Below are 17,097 nucleotides of genomic sequence, written 5' to 3' on the forward strand. Positions count from 1 at the left end.
GGGGGTCAGGCGTACAGGGCCTCGATCTCGTCGGCGAAGTCCTTCTCGACGAGGTTCCGCTTGACCTTCAGGGTCGGGGTGAGGTGACCGGACTCCTCGGTGAAGTCCACTTCGAGGATCCGGTACTTCTTGATCGCCTCGGCCCGGGACACCGTGGTGTTGGCGTCGGCCACCGCCGCGTCGATCTCCTTGACGAGGTCCGGGTCCTTGATCAGCTCGGCGGTGGACATGCCCGTCTTGCCGTGCTCTTCCTTCCACGGCTCGAGCGCCTCGGGGTCCAGGGTGATCAGGCAGCCGATGAACTTCCGCGCGTCGCCGACCACCATGCACTGGCTGATCAGCGGGTGTGCGCGCAGCCGGTCCTCCAGGGGCGCCGGCGCGACGTTCTTCCCGCCCGCGGTGACGATGATCTCCTTCTTGCGGCCGGTGATCCGGAGGTACCCGCCCTCGTCGAGCTCGCCCACGTCGCCGGTGTGGAACCAGCCCTCGTCGAGGGCGCCCTTGGTGGCCTCCTCGTTGTGCCAGTAGCCGGCGAAGACGTTCGGCCCCTTGACGAGCACCTCGCCGTCGTCGCCGATGCGGACCGTGGTGCCGGGGATCGGCTTGCCGACGGTGCCGATGCGGTTCTCGCTGGGGAGGTTCACCGCCGCCGGGGCGGTCGTCTCCGTGAGGCCGTACCCCTCGAGGATCGTGATGCCGACGCCGTCGAAGAAGTGACCGAGCCGCTCGCCGAGCGCCGCGCCGCCCGAGACGGCGTGGGTGACGCGGCCGCCGATCGCGGCGCGCAGCTTGCCGTACACCAGCTTGTCGAACAGAGCGTGCTTGAGCCGCAGCCCGAGCCCGGGGGAGTCGGCCCGGCTGTAGGCGATCGCGGTGTCCGCCGCGATCCGGAAGATCTTGCCCTTGCCGTCGGCGTTGGCCTTCTGCTCGGCGCCGATGTAGACCTTCTCGAAAACGCGGGGCACCGCGAGCAGGAAGGTCGGCTCGAACGACGCGAGGTCGTCGACGATGTGCGCCATGTCGGCGGTGTGCCCGAGCGTCACGCCGGCCTCGACGCAGCCGACCTGGATGAGCCGCGCGAAGACGTGGGCGAGCGGCAGGAACAGCAGCGTCGAGCCGCTCTTCAGGCCGAACACCTCCGTCAGCGCGCCCTCGGTGACGTTCCGCGCGGTCGCGAGCAGGTTGGAGTGGGTGATCTCGCAGCCCTTGGGGCGGCCGGTCGTGCCCGAGGTGTAGATGATCGTGGCCAGGTCCGCGGCGGCCCGCGACTCACGCCGCTCCGTCAGGTCCTCATCGGAGCCCGCGCCGCTCGGCAGGTCGTCCATCCGCCAGACGTTCGCCAGCTCCGGCAGGCGGTCCCGGACCGTCTCGACCGCCTTGGCGTGCTCGTCCGTCTCGACGAAGACGCCCTTGGCCCCGGAGTCGCCGACGATCCACTCGATCTGCGAGGCCGAGGACGTCTCGTAGATCGGCACGGTAATGCCGCCGGCCGCCCAGATGGCGTAGTCGGCGACGGTCCATTCGTACCGGGTGCGGGACATGAGCGCGACGCGGTCGCCCGGCTCGATGCCGGCCGCGACCAGACCCCTGGCGACCTCGCCGACCGCGTCGGCGAACTCGCGCGCGGTGACGTCCCGCCACCCCGATCCGGACTTGCGCCGGATGACGACGCGATCCGGCTCTTGGGCGGCCCGGGAGAAGATCGTGTCGGTGAGATTGGCCGAGTCGGCGATCGTCACCTGTGCGGGAACGCTGTACTCGCGCACGACTACTCCTCAGCTGGTACGGCGGGCATTCGCACGGACGCTACCGCTTCAAGATACTGGTCGGTAGCCTTCGGCGCGGTGACACGTCTCGCATTTCTTCTTACCACGCGTGTAACGACCGCGTTGATGCGCGTTCGCGCCCGGTCCCGCGCATGCGATAGGGGAAGGAATCGGTAACGACATCGTCCCTTCGGCGCAAACACGTGCCGGACCGGGGGCGTCGGCGCACGGGCCGGGCCAGAATACGCCTCACCGCGGGTGTCGCGGCGCCGACGCGGGGGGAGGCGAGGTCGTTGCTCGAAGTGGTCGCGATGAACGAGGTGGACGCCGAGGCCGCCGAGACGGGCGGCGCCGACCGCATCATGGCCGTCGCCGACCGGCAGTCCGGCGGCCTGACCCCGGACCCCAAGACCGTCGCCGCGATGCGCAAGACGACGTCCCTGCCGATCCGGGTCGTGCTCCGGGCCAAGAGCGGCTTCTGCACGACCGAGCCGGAACTCGGACGGCTCTGCCGGACCGCGGACGCCCACGCCGACGCCGGAGCCGACGGCTTCGTGTTCGGCTTCCTGCACGCCGACCACACCGTCGACCTGTCCGCGACCGCCCGGCTCGCCGACGCGGTCCTGCCGTTGCCGTGGACGTTCCACCGTGCGATCGACCACGCCGCCGAGCCGGAGGCCGCCTGGCGCACGCTCCGCCTGCTGCGCGGCCTCGACTCCGTCCTGTGCGCCGGGGCGGCGGGCGGTGTGGGCGCCGGCATGGAGGCGCTGCTGCGCCGGGCCGCCCGGGACGCGCGCCTCATGCTCGTCGGGGGCGGCCTGCGGCGCCGGCACGTCCCGGCCCTCGCCGCGGCCGGAGTACGGGCCTTCCAGGTCGGCGACGCCGTACGGCCGGTGGGCGGCGGGCCCCAGGCGCCGGTCGACGCGGCCCGCGTCCGCGAGTGGCGCACCCTCATCGACGCCGCGGCCGACCACTGACCGCGACCGCCGGACCACGGGGATCTGCCGCACGGCCGGTGGGTCTTACAGTTGGCGCATGCGGGTTCATGTGGTCAGCGACGTGCACGGGCGGGCCGACGCGCTCGCCGTGGCGGGTGACGGCGCCGACGCGTTCGTCTGTCTCGGCGACCTCGTCCTGTTCATCGACTACGACGACCACGCCAAGGGCATCTTCGCCGAGCTGTTCGGCGCGGAGCACGCCTCGACGTTCATCGAACTCCGCACCCAGAAGCGCTTCGACGAGGCACGGGAGTTCTCCCGCTCGATGTGGGCGACGCTGGAGGGCGACGCCGGGCCGTACATCGAGGCCGCCGTACGCCGGCAGTACAAGGAGTTGTTCGGCGCGATGCCGACGCCCGCGTACCTCACCTACGGCAACGTCGACATCCCCCGGCTGTGGGCGGAGAGCCTGCGGCCCGGCCAGCGGGTCCTCGACGGCGAGACCGTCGAGATCGGCGGCCTGCGCTTCGGGTTCGTCGGCGGCGGGCTGCGCACGGAGTACCGCACCCCCTACGAGCTCGACGACGAGGTCTTCGCCGCCAAGGTCGCGGCGGTCGGCGCGGTCGACGTGCTGTGCTGCCACATCCCGCCGGCCGTTCCCGAACTGCTGTACGACACCGTCGCCCGGCGGTTCGAGCGCGGCAGCGAGGCGGTCCTTCGCGCGATCCGGGAAACGCAGCCGAGGTACGCGCTGTTCGGCCACGTCCATCAGCCGCTCGTCCGCCGCACCCGCATCGGCCGCACCGAATGCGTCAACGTCGGGCACTTCCGCGCGCGCGGGGTTCCGTACGTATTGGAGTTCTAGCGACTACGCTCCGCTCAAGGCGAAGCGCCGCGCCCAATTCTCGCCCGGAAGAAAGTCGAAAGAAGGAAACGCCGATGGCGGACCGTACCAGCTCCAGCATCACCATCAAGGCGGAAAAGCCAGAGATCATGGCGGTCATAGCCGATTTCGCGGAATACCCTGAATGGGCGGAAGGGATCACCGCGGCCGAGGTCGTCGTCACCGGAGACGACGGCCGCCCCGAACACGTGCGGATCACGCTGGAGGCTGGGCCGATCAAGGACACCTATGTCCTGGCCTACGACTGGGACGACGATGAAGCGGTGCACTGGCACCTCGCGGAGCGCGGCACCATGCTGACCGGCATGACCGGCGCCTACCGCCTCGCCGAGCACGACGGCGAGACCGAGGTGACGTACGAACTCGCCGTCGACGTGCGCCTTCCCATGATCGGCATGGTCAAGCGCAAGGCGGAGAAGCGCATCATCGACACGGCCCTCAAAGGGCTGAAGCGGCGCGTCGAGGGATAGGCATGCGACGGGCACCGAAGGCAGGCGCGGCCCCGGCCGCCGCGGACACCCCGTGGCGCGCGCGACCCCTCCGAGACGGTACGGTTTCACGCCGAACGATAGGTAGATGATGACCAATGAGTGAGCAGCCACCATCCGTGCTGTACGAGGCCGTGCGTCTCGTCGACACGATCCGCCGGCGCTTCAACGCCGGCGGCACGTCAAAGGACGACGTGTGGAGCGAGGCCACGAGCGAGGCGTGGGGCGACCACTTCGCGACCGGCGCGCCGGAGTGCCGCTACTGCCCGGTGTGCCGGGCGATCGCGGCGTCCCGCGAGTCCGGCCCGGAGGTCCTCTCCCACGTGATGGCGGCGGGTGAGCAGCTCTACTCGGCGGTCCGTGAGGCGATGGCAGGGTTCGAGCGCACGCGGCCGCGCCCCGACGCGGCGGGCGACGACCCGGCGAGCGCCGGCACGGCGACGGGTTGACGGAGGAGAAGCGTCCATGACGCTGACCATTGGTGTGGATGTCGGTGGTACGAAGGTCGCCGCCGGCGTGGTCGACGACCGTGGGCGAATCCTGGACAAGGTACGTCGCCCGACGCCCTCGACCAGCCCGCACGAGACGGCGCGGGTGATCGCGGAGGTCGTCGAGCTCCTCAAGAGCCGCTTCGGCGAGGTCGAGGCGGTCGGTCTCGGCGCCGCCGGGTTCGTGGACGAGAGCCGCGCGACCGTGCTCTTCGCCCCGAACCTCGCCTGGCGCGACGAGCCCATCAAGAAGAAGGTCGAGGGCGAGGTCGGCCTGCCCGTCGTCGTGGAGAACGACGGGAACGCCATCGCCTGGGGCGAGGCGAAGTTCGGCGCCGGCCGCGGCGAGGACCACATGATCCTCGTCGCCCTCGGCACCGGCATCGGCGGCGGGCTGGTCCTCGGCGGCGAGCTCTACCGAGGACGTTTCGGCATCGGCGCCGAGTTCGGCCACTACCGGGTCGTCCCCGACGGCCGGCGCTGCGGGTGCGGCAACCGCGGCTGCTGGGAGCAGTACGCCTCCGGCAACGCCCTGGTCGCCGAGGCCCGTGAGATCGCCCGCGTATCCCCGGCGCTCGCCGGCCGGCTGCTCGAACTGGGCGACGGCAGGCCCGAGGGGATCAGCGGCCCGGAGATCACCGAGGCGGCACGCGAGGGCGACAGCGCGGCGCTGGAGTGCTTCCGCACGATCGCCCACTGGGTCGGGCAGGGGCTCGCCGACCTCGCGGCCATCCTCGATCCCGGGGCGTTCGTCATCGGCGGCGGCCTGTCGGAGGCGGGCGACCTGCTGCTCGAACCGACGCGGGCGGCCTTCGAGAACGCCCTGACCGGCCGGGGTCACCGCACGTTCGCCGACATCAGGATCGCCGAGCTCGGCCCGGACGCCGGCATCGTGGGCGCCGCCGACCTGGCCCGCTCCCGTTAGCGGCGTGGTCGTCAGGCTCGTCAGCTACAACATCCGGTCGATGCGGGACGACCGGGCGGCGCTCGTCCGCGTCGTCCGGCGGCTGCGGCCGGACATCCTGTGCGTGCAGGAGGCTCCGCGCTTCCAGTTCTGGCGGCACCGGCGGATCTGGCTCGCCCGGCGTGCGGCGCTCGGCCCGGTGGCACTGCGGCGCGGTCGCGTCGCCGGGCTGCAGCTGTACGCCGGGGCGCGGGCCACCGCGCTCGACGGGCGGCACCGCCTGCTGTCACCCGTGCCGGACATGCACCAGCGCGGCCTCGCGGTCGCGCTGTTCGACGTCCGCGGCGTCCGCCTGGTCGCCGCGAGCGTCCACCTCGACCTCGCCGCCGAGCCGCGCCGCCGGCACGCCGAGGAGATCATCGAAGAGCTCGACCGCGTCCGTACGGAGACCGGCGCGCCGGTGGTCGTGGCCGGGGACGTCAACGAGGAGGCCGGAGAGGCGGCCTGGGACCTCCTGGCCGGGCGCTTCCAGGACGCGGGCGCGGTCGCGCCGTACGGGCTCCGGGAGACCTTCAGCGCGGCGAACCCGGCGCGCCGGATCGACGGCGTGTTCGCGGACGAGGGCATCGAGGTCCTCCGGTGCGGGGTGCCCGACGACCCCGAGCTCCTCGCCGACTACCCGGCGGCCACCGACCACCGCCCCGTCCTCGCCGAACTGCGGATCTGACGGCCGCGCGGCGCCGCGCAGAGGACGGCACGCGCAGAGGACGGCGCCGCTTGGACGATGCTCAGACGACGGCGCCGTCGTCGTCCGGGGGATCGTCGCCCATGCGGAGGACGAGGGCGACGAAGCCGCCGATGAAGGCCGCGACCGCGACGAACGCCGCCCAGCTCGGGACGCTCCAGCCGAGGAACACCGACAGCACCAGGTACACCGGCCCGCCGAGCAGCGCGATCCACGCGAACCGCGTCATCGGGTCCGCCTTCGGGAGCGGCGGCGGGGGAGGTGGAACGAAGTGCTCCTCCTCGTCCTCGGACGCGGGCTTGACGACCCGGGCCGTGGCGGTGCGCTCCGATCCGGAGTCCTCCAGCGCCGGTCCGGCGGTGTCCTCGGGACCGTCGTCGAGGTTCTCCTCGGCGGGCCATGGGGTCTCGCCGTCGATCGCCGGCAGGTCGAAGCCCGCTACGATCTCGGCGAAGATCTCATCCTCGTCGCGCGAGGCCGCGTAGTCGGCGCGCAGCTCGGGGAGGCGTCTCTCCAGGATGTCCTCGGCCGCCTGCCTGGCCTCCGCGTCGGCGTACAGCCGGTCGGTGGGCTCCTCGGGCAGCCGCACGTCGAGGTAGCCGCCGGTCGTGCCCGGCGCCGGGGCGGCGTAGGCCGCGATGCCCGCCTCCCGGAGAGCGGACAGCATCGCGTCGGCGAGCTGCGGAGTCAGGTCGGCGAGCGGGACGTACGCGTCCGCCGTGAGCCCGTTTCCCCGTCGGCTCATACCCCGGTCTCCCGTCGCATCCTGGCCAGGCCGTCGTGCGGCACGTCGGTCGCGTGCGACCGGACGTCCGGCGTCAACGCCATGGCGCCTCCCCTCGAAACTGCCATCGGCCGACGCTTCAAAGATGAGCCTACGGCCCCCGCGCCGCGCAAGGACGAAAACGTGCCGTGTGTGGATGTGGGTGTGTCCGGCGTGAGATGGGAAGATGATTATCATCCCACGGACGGGTGAACGGCAGGGGGTAAGGAAAGGCGGGGCGTTGTTCTACTGGGTCGTCAAGGCCATCTTGGGTCCCATTCTCTACCTGGTCTGGCGGCCGCGCGCGTATGGGACACGGCACGTTCCGCGGCAGGGTCCGGCCATCCTGGCCGGCAACCACCTCTCCTTCGCCGACCACTTCTTCGGGCCGCTGCCGCTGCCGCGCAAGGTGACGTTCCTGGCCAAGGCCGAGTACTTCACCGGAACGGGCCTGAAGGGCCTCATCAGCCGGTTGTTCTTCAGCGGCGTCGGGCAGGTGCCCATCGACCGTACGGGCGGCCGGGCGAGCGAGGCGGCGCTGCGGACCGGGCTGCGGGTCCTGGGTGAGGGGAAGCTGCTCGGCATCTACCCGGAGGGCACGCGCGCGCCGGACAACCGGCTCTACCGCGGCAAGACGGGCGTGGCCCGGCTCGCCCTCGAGTCCCGGGCGCCGGTCATCCCGATGGCCATGGTCAACACGTTCGAGCTGATGCCCGCCGGGCGGCCGCTGCCCAAGCTGCGCCCGCGCCCGGAGGTGCGGTTCGGCGAGCCGCTGGACTTCTCGCGGTACTACGGCATGGCCCACGACAGGGTCGTGCTGCGCGCGGTCACCGACGAGATCATGCAGGCGATCATGCGGCTGTCCGGCCAGGAGTACGTCGACCGGTACGCCGCGGACGTCAAGGAGGACGCCGTGACCGGCGGCGAGACCGCGGCGGAGGATCCGGGCGGCGACCTCACCCCGGCGGAAGAGCAGGGTGCCGAGCGCGCATCAAACAGCTCGAAGGGCTGATCAGAGGGGCGGCTTTCCGATATGGTCTAGACCAATCGGGAGGGTGTGCCCACGGGCGCGCCGCCTTCGAAAAGGTCCTACCCGCGCCGCTAGGCTGGCGGGTGAACTCAGGGTTACACAGAGGAGTTGGGCATGCGTGTCGGAGTGCTGACCGGCGGCGGCGACTGCCCCGGGCTGAACGCCGTCATCCGCGCCGTTGTCCGCAAGGGCATCCAGGTCTACGGATACGAGTTCGTCGGCTTCCGCGACGGCTGGCGTGGTCCGCTCGAGGGCGACACGACGCCGCTCGACGTCCAGGCGGTCCGCGGCATCCTGCCGCGCGGCGGCACCATCCTCGGCTCGTCCCGGACGAACCCGATCAAGATCGAGGGCGGGGTCGAGCGGATCAAGGACAACCTCGCCGGGCTGGGCGTCGACGCGCTCATCGCCATCGGCGGCGAGGACACGCTCGGCGTGGCGCGTCAGCTGCACGACCGGGGCGTCAAGGTGGTCGGCGTTCCCAAGACCATCGACAACGACCTCAACGCCACCGACTACACCTTCGGGTTCGACACCGCGGTGAACATCGCGATGGAGGCCATCGACCGGCTGCACACCACGGCCGAGTCGCACCACCGCGCGCTGATCTGCGAGGTCATGGGCCGGCACGCGGGCTGGATCGCGCTGCACGCCGGCATGGCGTCCGGGGCGAACGTCATCCTCATCCCGGAGAAGCCCTTCGACATCGAGAAGGTCTGCGGGTACGTCGAGAGCCGCTTCAAGACGAAGTACGCCCCGATCATCGTGGTCGCCGAGGGCGCGCACCCGGTGGACGGCCAGATGGACGTGCAGACGCAGGAGCTCGACGCGTTCGGCCACGTGCGCCTCGGCGGCATCGGCGAGCGTCTCGCCGCGGAGATCGAGAAGCGCACCGGCAAGGAGGCCCGCACGACGGTCCTCGGCCACATCCAGCGCGGCGGCACCCCGACCGCGTTCGACCGCGTCCTCGCGACCCGGTTCGGCGTGCACGCCATCGACGCGGTGCACGACGGCGCGTACGGCAAGATGGTCGGCCTGCAGGGCACCGAGATCGTCCGTGTCGACCTGAGCGCCGCCACCGACGAGCTCAAGACCGTCCCGGTCCAGCGCTACGAAGAGGCCGAGGTCTTCTTCGGCTGATCGCCGCGACTCCGTACGACCGTGAGGGCACCGCACGCGCGTGCGGTGCCCTCGCTCATTCGGTGAAACTGGAAGGGAACAGGGACCGTCGGCCGGGCGTTCGGTCCAGACAGTCGCGTTCGTGCGCGACACTGGATGTTCGCACCCCGTCAGTGTCCGCTGGAGGTTGGACGCATGCCCACGCTCGAAACCGCGACGCAGCCCCAGAACGCCGAGCGGCCCGCCGTCGTCGGCGAGCCCTGCGTTCTCCTCAAGCTGGGCGAGATCGTCCTCAAGGGCAAGAACCGCGAGCTGTTCGAGCGGCGCCTGCAGAACAACATCCGGGCCGCCGTGAAGGGGCTCGGCATCAAGATCAATATTTGGCAGCGCGAGGGCGTCATCGTCGTCCGCGCCGAGAGCGGCGAGCTCGCCGACGTCGACGCCGTGGCCCGCAGGCTCACCGACGTGATGGGCATCGTATGGGTGCACCGCGCCTGGCGGGTGGCCAAGGACGTCGACGCGACCGTCCAGGCCGCCCTCGACCTCGTCGCGCAGCACCCCGCGCTGGCCCGCAAGGGCGCGTTCGCCATCCGCGCGCGGCGCCGCGACAAGCGCTTCCCGATCACCTCCTCCGACCTCAACGCCCTGGTCGGCGCGAAGGTCAAGGAGCGCTACGACCTGCCGGTCAACCTCAAGCACCCCGACCTGGCGGTGTTCATCGAGGTGGACCAGCGCGAGGTTTTCGTCTTCACCGACGGCATGCCCGGCGCCGGCGGTCTGCCGGTCGGCATGAGCGGCCGGGCGCTGGTGCTGATGTCGGGCGGCATCGACTCGCCCGTCGCCGCGTACCGCATGATGCGCCGTGGGCTGCGGGTCGACTTCCTGCACTTCTCCGGGATGCCGTTCACCGGCCCGGAGTCGATCTACAAGGCGTACGCCCTGGTGCGCGAGCTGGACAAGTTCCAGGGCGGGTCGCGCCTGTTCGTCTCGGCGTTCGGCAAGGCGCAGCAGCAGATCAAGTCCTCCGGGGCCGACCGGCTGCAGATCATCGCGCAGCGCCGCCTGATGCTGAAGACCGCCGAGGTCGTCGCGCACAACCTGGGCGGCGCCGCGCTCATCACCGGCGACTCGCTCGGCCAGGTGAGCAGCCAGACCATGCAGAACATCACGGCCCTCGACGACGCGGTGGAGCTGCCGATCCTGCGCCCGCTCATCGGCATGGACAAGACCGAGATCATGGCCGAGGCGCGGAAGATCCACACGCTGAGCATCTCGGAGCTGCCGGACGAGGACTGCTGCACCGTCCTCACCCCGCGCCGCGCCGAGACCCGGGCCAAGATCGATGACCTGCGCCAGATCGAGAAGCGCCTCGACGCGGGCGAGCTGGCCGAGCAACTCGCCGCCAACCTCCAGGAACACCGCCCGTCCTACGGCGACCCCACCGCCTGACCCCGACGGACAGGACATGAGTGAGGCCCCCGGCAGCGCTTCAGCTCTAGTGGTCGTTGCAACACCCCGGTTCAAGGGGGGTCATGGACTGCGGCTATGCCGACATCGTCGACTCCGGCCTCATCGGCCCGGGACCACGAGCGCATGACCGCGGATGCCGAAGCGATGATCGAGGTCGCGATGATCCGGCTCATGGCCGCACGGCCGGCCGGTGAGGACGTCGAGCCGCACGGCCCGATCGAGACCGAAGCCGCCCGACGCCTCACCGACGAGATCAACCATGACCACGACCACGAGTGATCACCCGGTCATGTGGTCGCGGAACGCAGGACGAACCTACGAAGAAGAGCGTCGTGTTCCCGACCTTTCCTAGAGGTCGATGACGACCTTTCCGTGCACGTGCCGCCCTGCCTGAAGCTCGACCGCGGTACGGATCTGGTCGACGGGAAAGCTTGCCGCGATCGGCACCCGGAGCCGACCCGCCGCGACCAGGCCGGCGATCTCCTCGATGGCGCCCGGGGCCGCGTTGGCGCCGTTCGCCGGCGTGATCCCGTCGATCTGGGCGGCGATGGTGGTGATGCGCTCGTCCGGCACGCCGAGTTCGCGTGCCGCCTGCGCCGTGTCCGTCCCGTGCAGGTCCATGGCCGCAGTGACGCCGGCGGGAGCCAGCGCACGGACCCGGTCGACCAGGCCATCGCCATAGGCGACCGGCTCGGCCCCCAGGGCTCGCAGGGCATCGGCCGAGGTCGCCGACCCGGTGCCGATCACTCGTGCGCCCGCGAGACGCGCGAGCTGGACGGCGAACACGCCCACTCCGCCTCCCGCGCCGCCGATGAGCACCGTGTCGCCCGGGCCCGGGTCGACCACGGCCAGAGCTGCGGCCGCCGTGCAGCCCGCGATGGTAAGGGTGGCGGCGGTGCGGTCGTCGACGCCGTCAGGGGTACGGTGCGCCTCGCCGCCCACCGCGATGGTCCCCGCCTCGTCCACGATGACGTGGTCGGCGACCGCGCGGGACATGGCGCCGCCGAACACCCGGTCACCGACCGCGAACTCGCTCACGCCGTCGCCGACCTCATCGACCACCCCGGCATAGTCGGTGCCGAACCCGCACGGCAGGCTCAGGCCGAATCGCGCGGCGGTCTCCGCGTCAGAGGTCATGAACCAGTCCATCGGGTTCAGGCCGGCCGCGGTGACGCGCACGCGGATCTGCCCCGAGCCGGCGTGCGGCACGGATACCTCGCGGACGCTCAAGGCGTCCGGTCCGCCGAACGACTCGAACTGGACCGCCCGGCTCGTGGTCGCCGAGGTGTTGAGGCTCGGTTCTTTCATGCTCACCTGTCTCCTGGAGCGGCTCGTGAAGCAAGGTAAACGGACTATGCTCCGTTTGTGTGGCTCAATCTAGCATAAGTGGAGCGTGATCCGTTTTGACCGCCGCAGAGATCCGTAGACCCCGGGCGGACGCGGCCCGCAACCGCGAACAGCTGCTGGCCGTGGCGACCCGTTTGTTCGCTTCGGCCGACGCCGAGCCGTCGATGCGCGCGATCGCCAACGAAGCCGGGGTCGGCATCGCCACTCTCTACCGGCACTTTCCCACCCGCGAGGCGCTGGTCGACGCGGTCTACCGGGACCAGGTGTCGAGGCTCACCGCCGGTGCCCGTCAGCTCCTCGCCGAGCTCGATCCGCCCGCGGCGCTGCGACGCTGGATGGACCTGTTCGGGGAGTGGATCGCGACCAAGAACGGGATGCTCGACACGCTGCTCGCGATGGTCGAATCGGGCGAGATCGCCCATGCCCATACCCGGACCGAGCTGCTCGGAGCCATCGACGACATCCTCGAAGCCGGCCGCACGAGCGCGGAACTCCGCGCCGACGTCCCCGCCGAAGACATCGCCGCCGCTCTCATCGGTATCTTCACCGTGGCCGGCTCGCCCGAGCACGAAGCGATGGCGGCTCGCCTGCTGGACCTCCTGATGGACGGACTCCGGCCCTCCGCTTGCGGCCACCCCGAGGCGTCGTCCTCCGGTGGCTGACTCATGCCCCCGGAGTCGGCGGACGACGTCGAACAGCGGATCAGAACCCGGTGTCTTCCTCGGCGCGGCCACCATCCGCGTCGCCGCGGGCGTCAGCGGGAGCGGGCCGGGACGGTGAGGATCACCAGGCTGGCGGCGAGGAGGGCCAGGCCGGCGAGGGCGAGCACGCCGAGGTGCTCGCCGAGGACGAACAGTCCCAGGACCGCCGCGACCGCCGGTTCGGCCAGGGTGAGGGTGGTCGCGGCGGCGACCGGGGTCGTCCGCAGGCCCCGGCCGTAGAACAGGTAGCCGAGCCCGGTGGTGATCACGCCCAGGTAGAGGGCCGCCGCCGCGCCGGTCCCGGTGAACAGCCAGCCGGCGCCGATCGCGAGGAGCACCGGCAGGAGCAGTACCCCGGACCCGCCGAACAGCATGCCGAGCACCGCGCGGCTGTCCTCACCGCGGGTGATGAGGTACGACGCGACGGTGGCGTACGCCGCGTAGCCGCACCCGGAGATCAGGGCCAGCGCGACGCCGAGGGGCTCGACGCCGGCCGCCTGGCCGCCCAGGGTGAGCGCGGCGCACCCGGCGACCGCCCCCGCCGTGGAGAGCAGCCAGCGCGGGGTCAGCGCGCCCATGCGCAGGAGCCGGGACAGCAGGCCGGCGAAGACGGGGCCGCTGCCGATCGTGACGACGGTGCCCGTCGCGACGCCGGTGCGGGCGACCGCGCAGAAGAACGCCACCTGGTACACGGCGACGAGCGCCGCGCCGAGGAGCAGGATCAGGCGCGTGCGGGCGCCGCGGGAGAGCAGGGGCCGCAGCCCGTCGCAGCGGACGGCCACGGCGAACAGGAAGGCGCCGCCGATGAGGAGGCGGGCGGCGCCCACCGCGATCGGACTGGCGTGGACGAAACTGCGGACGGTGCCGGTCGTGCCCCACAGGGAGGCGGCCAGGACGATGTCGGCGGACCCGCCGAGCCGCCGGCGCGCGGGCGCGGCGGAGGAGACCTCAGTGCTGGTCAAGGAGAACGCTCCAGATGTCGAACGGTTCGAACGAACGCGAGATCCGGGGCGCGCCGAAGAGCCGCTCGGCGGCGGCGTCAGGAGAGGCGCCCGGCGACGCCGAGCGCGTAGGTGTGGTGGCCCCGGTCAGAACCGGGGCGGCCCCAGCTGGGCGGTGAAGTACGCCATGTCGGGAAGACTACCGTCCGCATGCCCGCTCCGTACGGTCCGGGCTGCCGGACACCGGGCGGGGCGCGCCGCGTACGACGGCGCGCCCTCCCAGGTCAGACGGTGGTGAGGGTGCGGCCGACCATGGGCGGCAGGTCGCGCGCGGTGGCGGCGAGCTCCCGCACGTCCTCGTCGACGAGCGCCTGCGGGCCGTCGCACAGGGCGGTCTCCGGGCTCGGGTGCACGTCGATGATGACCCCGTCGGCACCGACGGCGATGGCCGCGCGGGTGAGCGGCAGCACCAGGTCACGCCGGCCGCCGGAGTGGGACGGGTCGACGATGACGGGCAGGTGCGACAGCCGCTGCGCGACCGGTACGGCCGAGATGTCCAGGGTGTTGCGGGTGGCCTTCTCGAACGTGCGGATGCCGCGCTCGCACAGCACGATGTCGAGGTTGCCGCGCTGGGCGATGTACTCGGCCGCCATCAGCCACTCCTCGATGGTGGCGTTCATGCCGCGCTTGAGCATGACGGGTTTGCCGATGCCGCCGACGGCCTGCAGCAGCGCGAAGTTCTGCATGTTGCGGGTGCCGACCTGGAGCATGTCGGCGTACGAGGCGACGAGCTCGACGTCGTTCGCGTCCACCACCTCGGTGACGATGGGCAGGCCGGTCTCCTCGCGCACGTCGGCCAGAATGCCCAAACCCTTCTCGCCGAGTCCCTGGAAGGCGTACGGGGAGGTGCGCGGCTTGAAAGCACCGCCGCGCAGCAGGGTCGCGCCCGCGGCCTGGGCCATCCGCGCGGCCTGGAGGGTCTGCTCCGGCGTCTCGACCGCGCACGGGCCGGCGATGAGCGTCATGGTTCCGGGGCCGATCGGCACGCCGCCGACGCGCACGACCGAGCGGTCGGGGTGGTTCTCGCGGCTGACCAGCTTGTACGGCACCGAGATCCGGATGACGTCGCTGACGCCGCGCAGCGCGTGGAGGTTCAGCGTGCCGAACTGCTCGACGTCGCCGACCAGGCCGACGATCGTGCGGTTGACGCCCCGGCTGACGAACGCCTCGCCGCCCGCGCCCTCGACGACCGCGACGACGGCCTTGACATCGGCTTCCTCCGCATCGGCGGACATGACAACGACCATGGTGCTTCCTCTTCCCGCAACAGTCGGTTCTTGGCCGGAAACGACAGATGCCCCGGACCCATCGGGCCCGGGGCATCTGTCGGTGGTTGCCTTTTAGCGCAGCGTCCTTCCGGCAGTCACCCGTGTCCCGGGCCCGCCATAGGTAAAGACGAAGACGTTGCGCATGCGGTCAGCCTAGCCGATGTCCCGGGCGCCGTGCTCGGAGGGGTTCGGCACGGCCCCTGCGCGGGGGATGGCAGGATGGCCGATGACCATGAGCGGGCATTCGGAGAGTCGAGGACGACGCGGTGGGGCCTGACGACCGGCTCCCGCCGGGACAGTACGTTCCGCGCGGCTGGCCCGTCCTGCACTACGGCCCGGTGCCGAAGTTCCGTCCCGAACGCTGGGACCTGCGCGTGTACGGCGCCACCGAGGCGGGGCGGGAGTACCGCTGGACCTGGCCGCAGGTCCAGGCGATGCCGCGCGGGAAGGTCACCGCCGACTTCCACTGCGTCACGAAGTTCACCGTGCCCGACGTCGGCTGGGAGGGGATCCTCACGGCCACGCTCGTCGGGCTGGCGCCTCCGGCCGACGAGGCGACCCACGTCATGGTGTGGGCGGACTACGGCTACAGCGCCAACCTGCGGATGACCGACTTCCTCGAGGAGACGACGCTGCTGGCCACCCATCAGGGCGGTGAGCCGCTCACTCCCGACCACGGCGCGCCGCTGCGGATGGTGGTGCCGCACCTGTACGGGTGGAAGAGCGTGAAGTGGGTGCGCGCCATCGAGTACCTCACCGCGAACCGCCGGGGCTTCTGGGAGGAGCGGGGCTACCACAACATCGCGGACCCCTGGCGGGAGCAGCGCTACTCCTACCAGGAGGACGAGCCTCCGGCGTAGGGGGACTTGCCGAAATACCGGCGTTTCCGTGACGATGGCATTACGGTCTGTGGTCATGGTGGGGATTTCGGCTGAGGCCGTGCTGGCCGCGACGGCGGCGCTGATGGCGGCCGCCGCCGGCTGGTCGCTGGGTTCGGCGCGCCGGCGCGCCGAACCCGGCGCGCCGGGCGGGGAGGCGCTGTTCGCGGTCCTGCACACGATCTCCCTCGCGTCGGCCTCCCTGCGGACCGGCCTGACCGAGGAGTCGGCGCGGCGGACGGCCCGTCACCTGCGGGAGCTCCTCGACGTGCCGGCCGTCGCCGTCGCCGACACCGGCCGCCTGCTCGCCTGGGACGGAGCCGGGGACGCCCACGCCGCGACCGTGGTGCCGCTCGCCGCCCAGGTGCTCGGCACCGGGCGGCCGCGTGTGGTCGTCTCGGAGCTCGTCGGGTGCGGCGACCCCGGCTGCCCCGTACGGGCCGTGGTGATCGCGCCGCTGACCATCGAGGGCCGCGTCGCCGGGGCCCTGGCCGCGTACGGCGCGGGGGTCCGCGACGAGCGCCTGCAGACGCTCGGAGAGGTCGCCCGGTGGGCCTCCGGGCAGTTGGAGCTCGCCGAGCTGGAGACGTCGAAGACGCGCCTGGAGGAGGCGGAGATGCGGGCCCTGCGCGCCCAGATCTCCCCGCACTTCGTCTACAACTCGCTGAGCACGATCGCGTCCTTCGTCCGGACGGATCCCGAGCGCGCCCGCGAGCTGCTGCTCGACTTCGCCGACTTCGCGCGGTACTCCTTCCGCGACCGGCGGGACTTCACGACCCTGGCCGAGGAGCTGCGGTCGATCGACCGGTACCTCCTCCTCGAGCGGGCCCGCTTCGGCGACGAGCGCCTGCGGTTCAGCGTCGAGATCGCGCCCGAGGTGCTCCCGGTGTCGGTGCCGTTCCTGTCGCTGCAGCCGCTCGTGGAGAACGCCATCCGCCACGGCATGCAGTGCGGCGGCACCCAGCGGCTCCACGTACGGATCCTGGCGCGGGACGCCGGCGCGGAGGCGGCGATCAGCGTGGAGGACGACGGGGTCGGCATGGATCCCGGAAGGCTCCGGGCCCTCCTTGAGGAGGGGCGGGAGAGCGCGCCGCACGGCGGCATCGGCCTGGTGAACGTCGACCGCCGCCTGCGTCAGGTCTACGGAGGGGAGTACGGCCTGGTCATCGAGACGGCGGTCGGCGCGGGGATGAAGGTCAGCCTGCGCGTGCCCAAGAGCAGGACGGCCGTCGAGTCTCGGTATTGAAACCAACTACTTGGTGAAATGAGTTGCATACTCTGCGTAAA

The 17,097-nt window shown here is 71.5% G+C and carries 18 protein-coding genes; 13 read left to right on the forward strand and 5 right to left on the reverse strand.

The genetic code is table 11. From position 1 onward, the window contains the following. Positions 1-5: 5 nt before the first annotated feature. Positions 6-1,766, reverse strand: a complete 1,761-nt coding sequence (locus NDW01_RS01730; protein ID WP_252815896.1) for an AMP-dependent synthetase/ligase — start codon at positions 1,764-1,766, stop codon at positions 6-8. Positions 1,767-2,068: 302 nt separating this feature from the next. Between NDW01_RS01730 and NDW01_RS01735 the strand changes: the two genes are divergently transcribed. The 6 genes from NDW01_RS01735 to NDW01_RS01760 all read left to right on the forward strand — a co-directional run bounded on the left by NDW01_RS01735 (position 2,069) and on the right by NDW01_RS01760 (position 6,215). Next, positions 2,069-2,743 (forward strand): copper homeostasis protein CutC, encoded by a 675-nt coding sequence (locus tag NDW01_RS01735; RefSeq protein ID WP_252817328.1) that lies wholly within the window; start codon positions 2,069-2,071, stop codon positions 2,741-2,743. A gap of 58 nt (positions 2,744-2,801) precedes the next feature. Continuing rightward, positions 2,802-3,569, forward strand: a complete 768-nt coding sequence (locus NDW01_RS01740) for a metallophosphoesterase family protein (protein ID WP_252815898.1) — start codon at positions 2,802-2,804, stop codon at positions 3,567-3,569. A 74-nt stretch (positions 3,570-3,643) separates the two neighbouring features. Beyond that, positions 3,644-4,078, forward strand: a complete 435-nt coding sequence (locus tag NDW01_RS01745) for an SRPBCC family protein (protein WP_252815900.1) — start codon at positions 3,644-3,646, stop codon at positions 4,076-4,078. A 116-nt stretch (positions 4,079-4,194) separates the two neighbouring features. Beyond that, positions 4,195-4,545, forward strand: a complete 351-nt coding sequence (locus tag NDW01_RS01750; protein WP_252815901.1) for a hypothetical protein — start codon at positions 4,195-4,197, stop codon at positions 4,543-4,545. 16 nt (positions 4,546-4,561) lie between these two features. Continuing rightward, complete coding sequence (locus NDW01_RS01755; protein ID WP_252782881.1) at positions 4,562-5,509, forward strand: ROK family glucokinase; 948 nt, start codon at positions 4,562-4,564, stop codon at positions 5,507-5,509. A gap of 4 nt (positions 5,510-5,513) precedes the next feature. Then, on the forward strand, positions 5,514-6,215 hold the full coding sequence (locus NDW01_RS01760) for an endonuclease/exonuclease/phosphatase family protein (protein WP_252815902.1): 702 nt from the start codon (positions 5,514-5,516) through the stop codon (positions 6,213-6,215). A gap of 61 nt (positions 6,216-6,276) precedes the next feature. On the opposite strand, the gene NDW01_RS01765 is transcribed toward NDW01_RS01760, so the two are convergent. Beyond that, entirely contained in the window at positions 6,277-6,978 is a 702-nt protein-coding gene (locus NDW01_RS01765; protein ID WP_252815904.1) for a hypothetical protein, read from the reverse strand. Positions 6,979-7,237: 259 nt separating this feature from the next. On the opposite strand from NDW01_RS01765, the gene NDW01_RS01770 reads away from it, so the two are divergent. The 4 genes from NDW01_RS01770 to NDW01_RS01785 all read left to right on the forward strand — a co-directional run bounded on the left by NDW01_RS01770 (position 7,238) and on the right by NDW01_RS01785 (position 10,894). Further along, positions 7,238-8,008: a lysophospholipid acyltransferase family protein gene (locus tag NDW01_RS01770; RefSeq protein ID WP_252815906.1), complete on the forward strand. Its 771-nt coding sequence runs from the start codon at positions 7,238-7,240 to the stop codon at positions 8,006-8,008. A 132-nt stretch (positions 8,009-8,140) separates the two neighbouring features. Continuing rightward, positions 8,141-9,166 carry a 6-phosphofructokinase gene (locus NDW01_RS01775; protein WP_252782888.1) on the forward strand — a complete coding sequence of 342 codons (1,026 nt, stop codon included), beginning with the start codon at positions 8,141-8,143 and terminating at the stop codon, positions 9,164-9,166. 174 nt (positions 9,167-9,340) lie between these two features. Further along, on the forward strand, positions 9,341-10,594 hold the full coding sequence (thiI, locus tag NDW01_RS01780) for a tRNA uracil 4-sulfurtransferase ThiI (RefSeq protein ID WP_252815907.1): 1,254 nt from the start codon (positions 9,341-9,343) through the stop codon (positions 10,592-10,594). A gap of 144 nt (positions 10,595-10,738) precedes the next feature. Continuing rightward, entirely contained in the window at positions 10,739-10,894 is a 156-nt protein-coding gene (locus NDW01_RS01785) for a hypothetical protein (protein ID WP_252815908.1), read from the forward strand. Positions 10,895-10,963: 69 nt separating this feature from the next. On the opposite strand, the gene NDW01_RS01790 is transcribed toward NDW01_RS01785, so the two are convergent. Then, positions 10,964-11,923, reverse strand: a complete 960-nt coding sequence (locus NDW01_RS01790; RefSeq protein ID WP_252815909.1) for an NADP-dependent oxidoreductase — start codon at positions 11,921-11,923, stop codon at positions 10,964-10,966. 161 nt (positions 11,924-12,084) lie between these two features. Between NDW01_RS01790 and NDW01_RS01795 the strand changes: the two genes are divergently transcribed. Then, complete coding sequence (locus tag NDW01_RS01795) at positions 12,085-12,624, forward strand: TetR/AcrR family transcriptional regulator (protein WP_308211645.1); 540 nt, start codon at positions 12,085-12,087, stop codon at positions 12,622-12,624. A gap of 92 nt (positions 12,625-12,716) precedes the next feature. Here the strand turns inward: NDW01_RS01795 and NDW01_RS01800 are convergent, their stop codons facing one another. Both NDW01_RS01800 and aroF read right to left on the reverse strand, forming a co-directional pair. Next, positions 12,717-13,625: a DMT family transporter gene (locus NDW01_RS01800; protein WP_252815915.1), complete on the reverse strand. Its 909-nt coding sequence runs from the start codon at positions 13,623-13,625 to the stop codon at positions 12,717-12,719. Positions 13,626-13,888: 263 nt separating this feature from the next. Beyond that, entirely contained in the window at positions 13,889-14,911 is a 1,023-nt protein-coding gene (aroF, locus tag NDW01_RS01805) for a 3-deoxy-7-phosphoheptulonate synthase (protein WP_252815917.1), read from the reverse strand. A 287-nt stretch (positions 14,912-15,198) separates the two neighbouring features. Here aroF and NDW01_RS01810 point away from each other — a divergent pair, with 287 nt between their 5' ends. Then, a complete protein-coding gene (locus NDW01_RS01810) occupies positions 15,199-15,792 on the forward strand; it encodes a sulfite oxidase-like oxidoreductase (protein WP_252782903.1) in 594 nt (197 codons plus the stop codon). Between the two features lie 55 nt (positions 15,793-15,847). Beyond that, positions 15,848-17,056 carry a sensor histidine kinase gene (locus NDW01_RS01815; protein ID WP_252815919.1) on the forward strand — a complete coding sequence of 403 codons (1,209 nt, stop codon included), beginning with the start codon at positions 15,848-15,850 and terminating at the stop codon, positions 17,054-17,056. Positions 17,057-17,097 lie beyond the last annotated feature (41 nt).

This window comes from Actinoallomurus soli, assembly GCF_024055715.1.
GTDB classification, from domain to species: domain Bacteria; phylum Actinomycetota; class Actinomycetes; order Streptosporangiales; family Streptosporangiaceae; genus Actinoallomurus; species Actinoallomurus soli.

What these genes read in the sequence shown, in the direction of transcription:
- thiI (WP_252815907.1), top strand. Translation starts at nt 9,341, where the DNA reads ATGCCCACGCTCGAAACCGCGACGCAGCCCCAGAACGCCGAGCGGCCC.
- NDW01_RS01745 (WP_252815900.1), top strand. Translation starts at nt 3,644, where the DNA reads ATGGCGGACCGTACCAGCTCCAGCATCACCATCAAGGCGGAAAAGCCA.
- NDW01_RS01815 (WP_252815919.1), top strand. Translation starts at nt 15,848, where the DNA reads ATGGTGGGGATTTCGGCTGAGGCCGTGCTGGCCGCGACGGCGGCGCTG.
- NDW01_RS01775 (WP_252782888.1), top strand. Translation starts at nt 8,141, where the DNA reads ATGCGTGTCGGAGTGCTGACCGGCGGCGGCGACTGCCCCGGGCTGAAC.
- NDW01_RS01755 (WP_252782881.1), top strand. Translation starts at nt 4,562, where the DNA reads ATGACGCTGACCATTGGTGTGGATGTCGGTGGTACGAAGGTCGCCGCC.
- NDW01_RS01765 (WP_252815904.1), bottom strand. Translation starts at nt 6,978, where the DNA reads ATGAGCCGACGGGGAAACGGGCTCACGGCGGACGCGTACGTCCCGCTC.
- NDW01_RS01790 (WP_252815909.1), bottom strand. Translation starts at nt 11,923, where the DNA reads ATGAAAGAACCGAGCCTCAACACCTCGGCGACCACGAGCCGGGCGGTC.
- NDW01_RS01740 (WP_252815898.1), top strand. Translation starts at nt 2,802, where the DNA reads ATGCGGGTTCATGTGGTCAGCGACGTGCACGGGCGGGCCGACGCGCTC.
- aroF (WP_252815917.1), bottom strand. Translation starts at nt 14,911, where the DNA reads ATGGTCGTTGTCATGTCCGCCGATGCGGAGGAAGCCGATGTCAAGGCC.
- NDW01_RS01785 (WP_252815908.1), top strand. Translation starts at nt 10,739, where the DNA reads ATGACCGCGGATGCCGAAGCGATGATCGAGGTCGCGATGATCCGGCTC.
- NDW01_RS01750 (WP_252815901.1), top strand. Translation starts at nt 4,195, where the DNA reads ATGAGTGAGCAGCCACCATCCGTGCTGTACGAGGCCGTGCGTCTCGTC.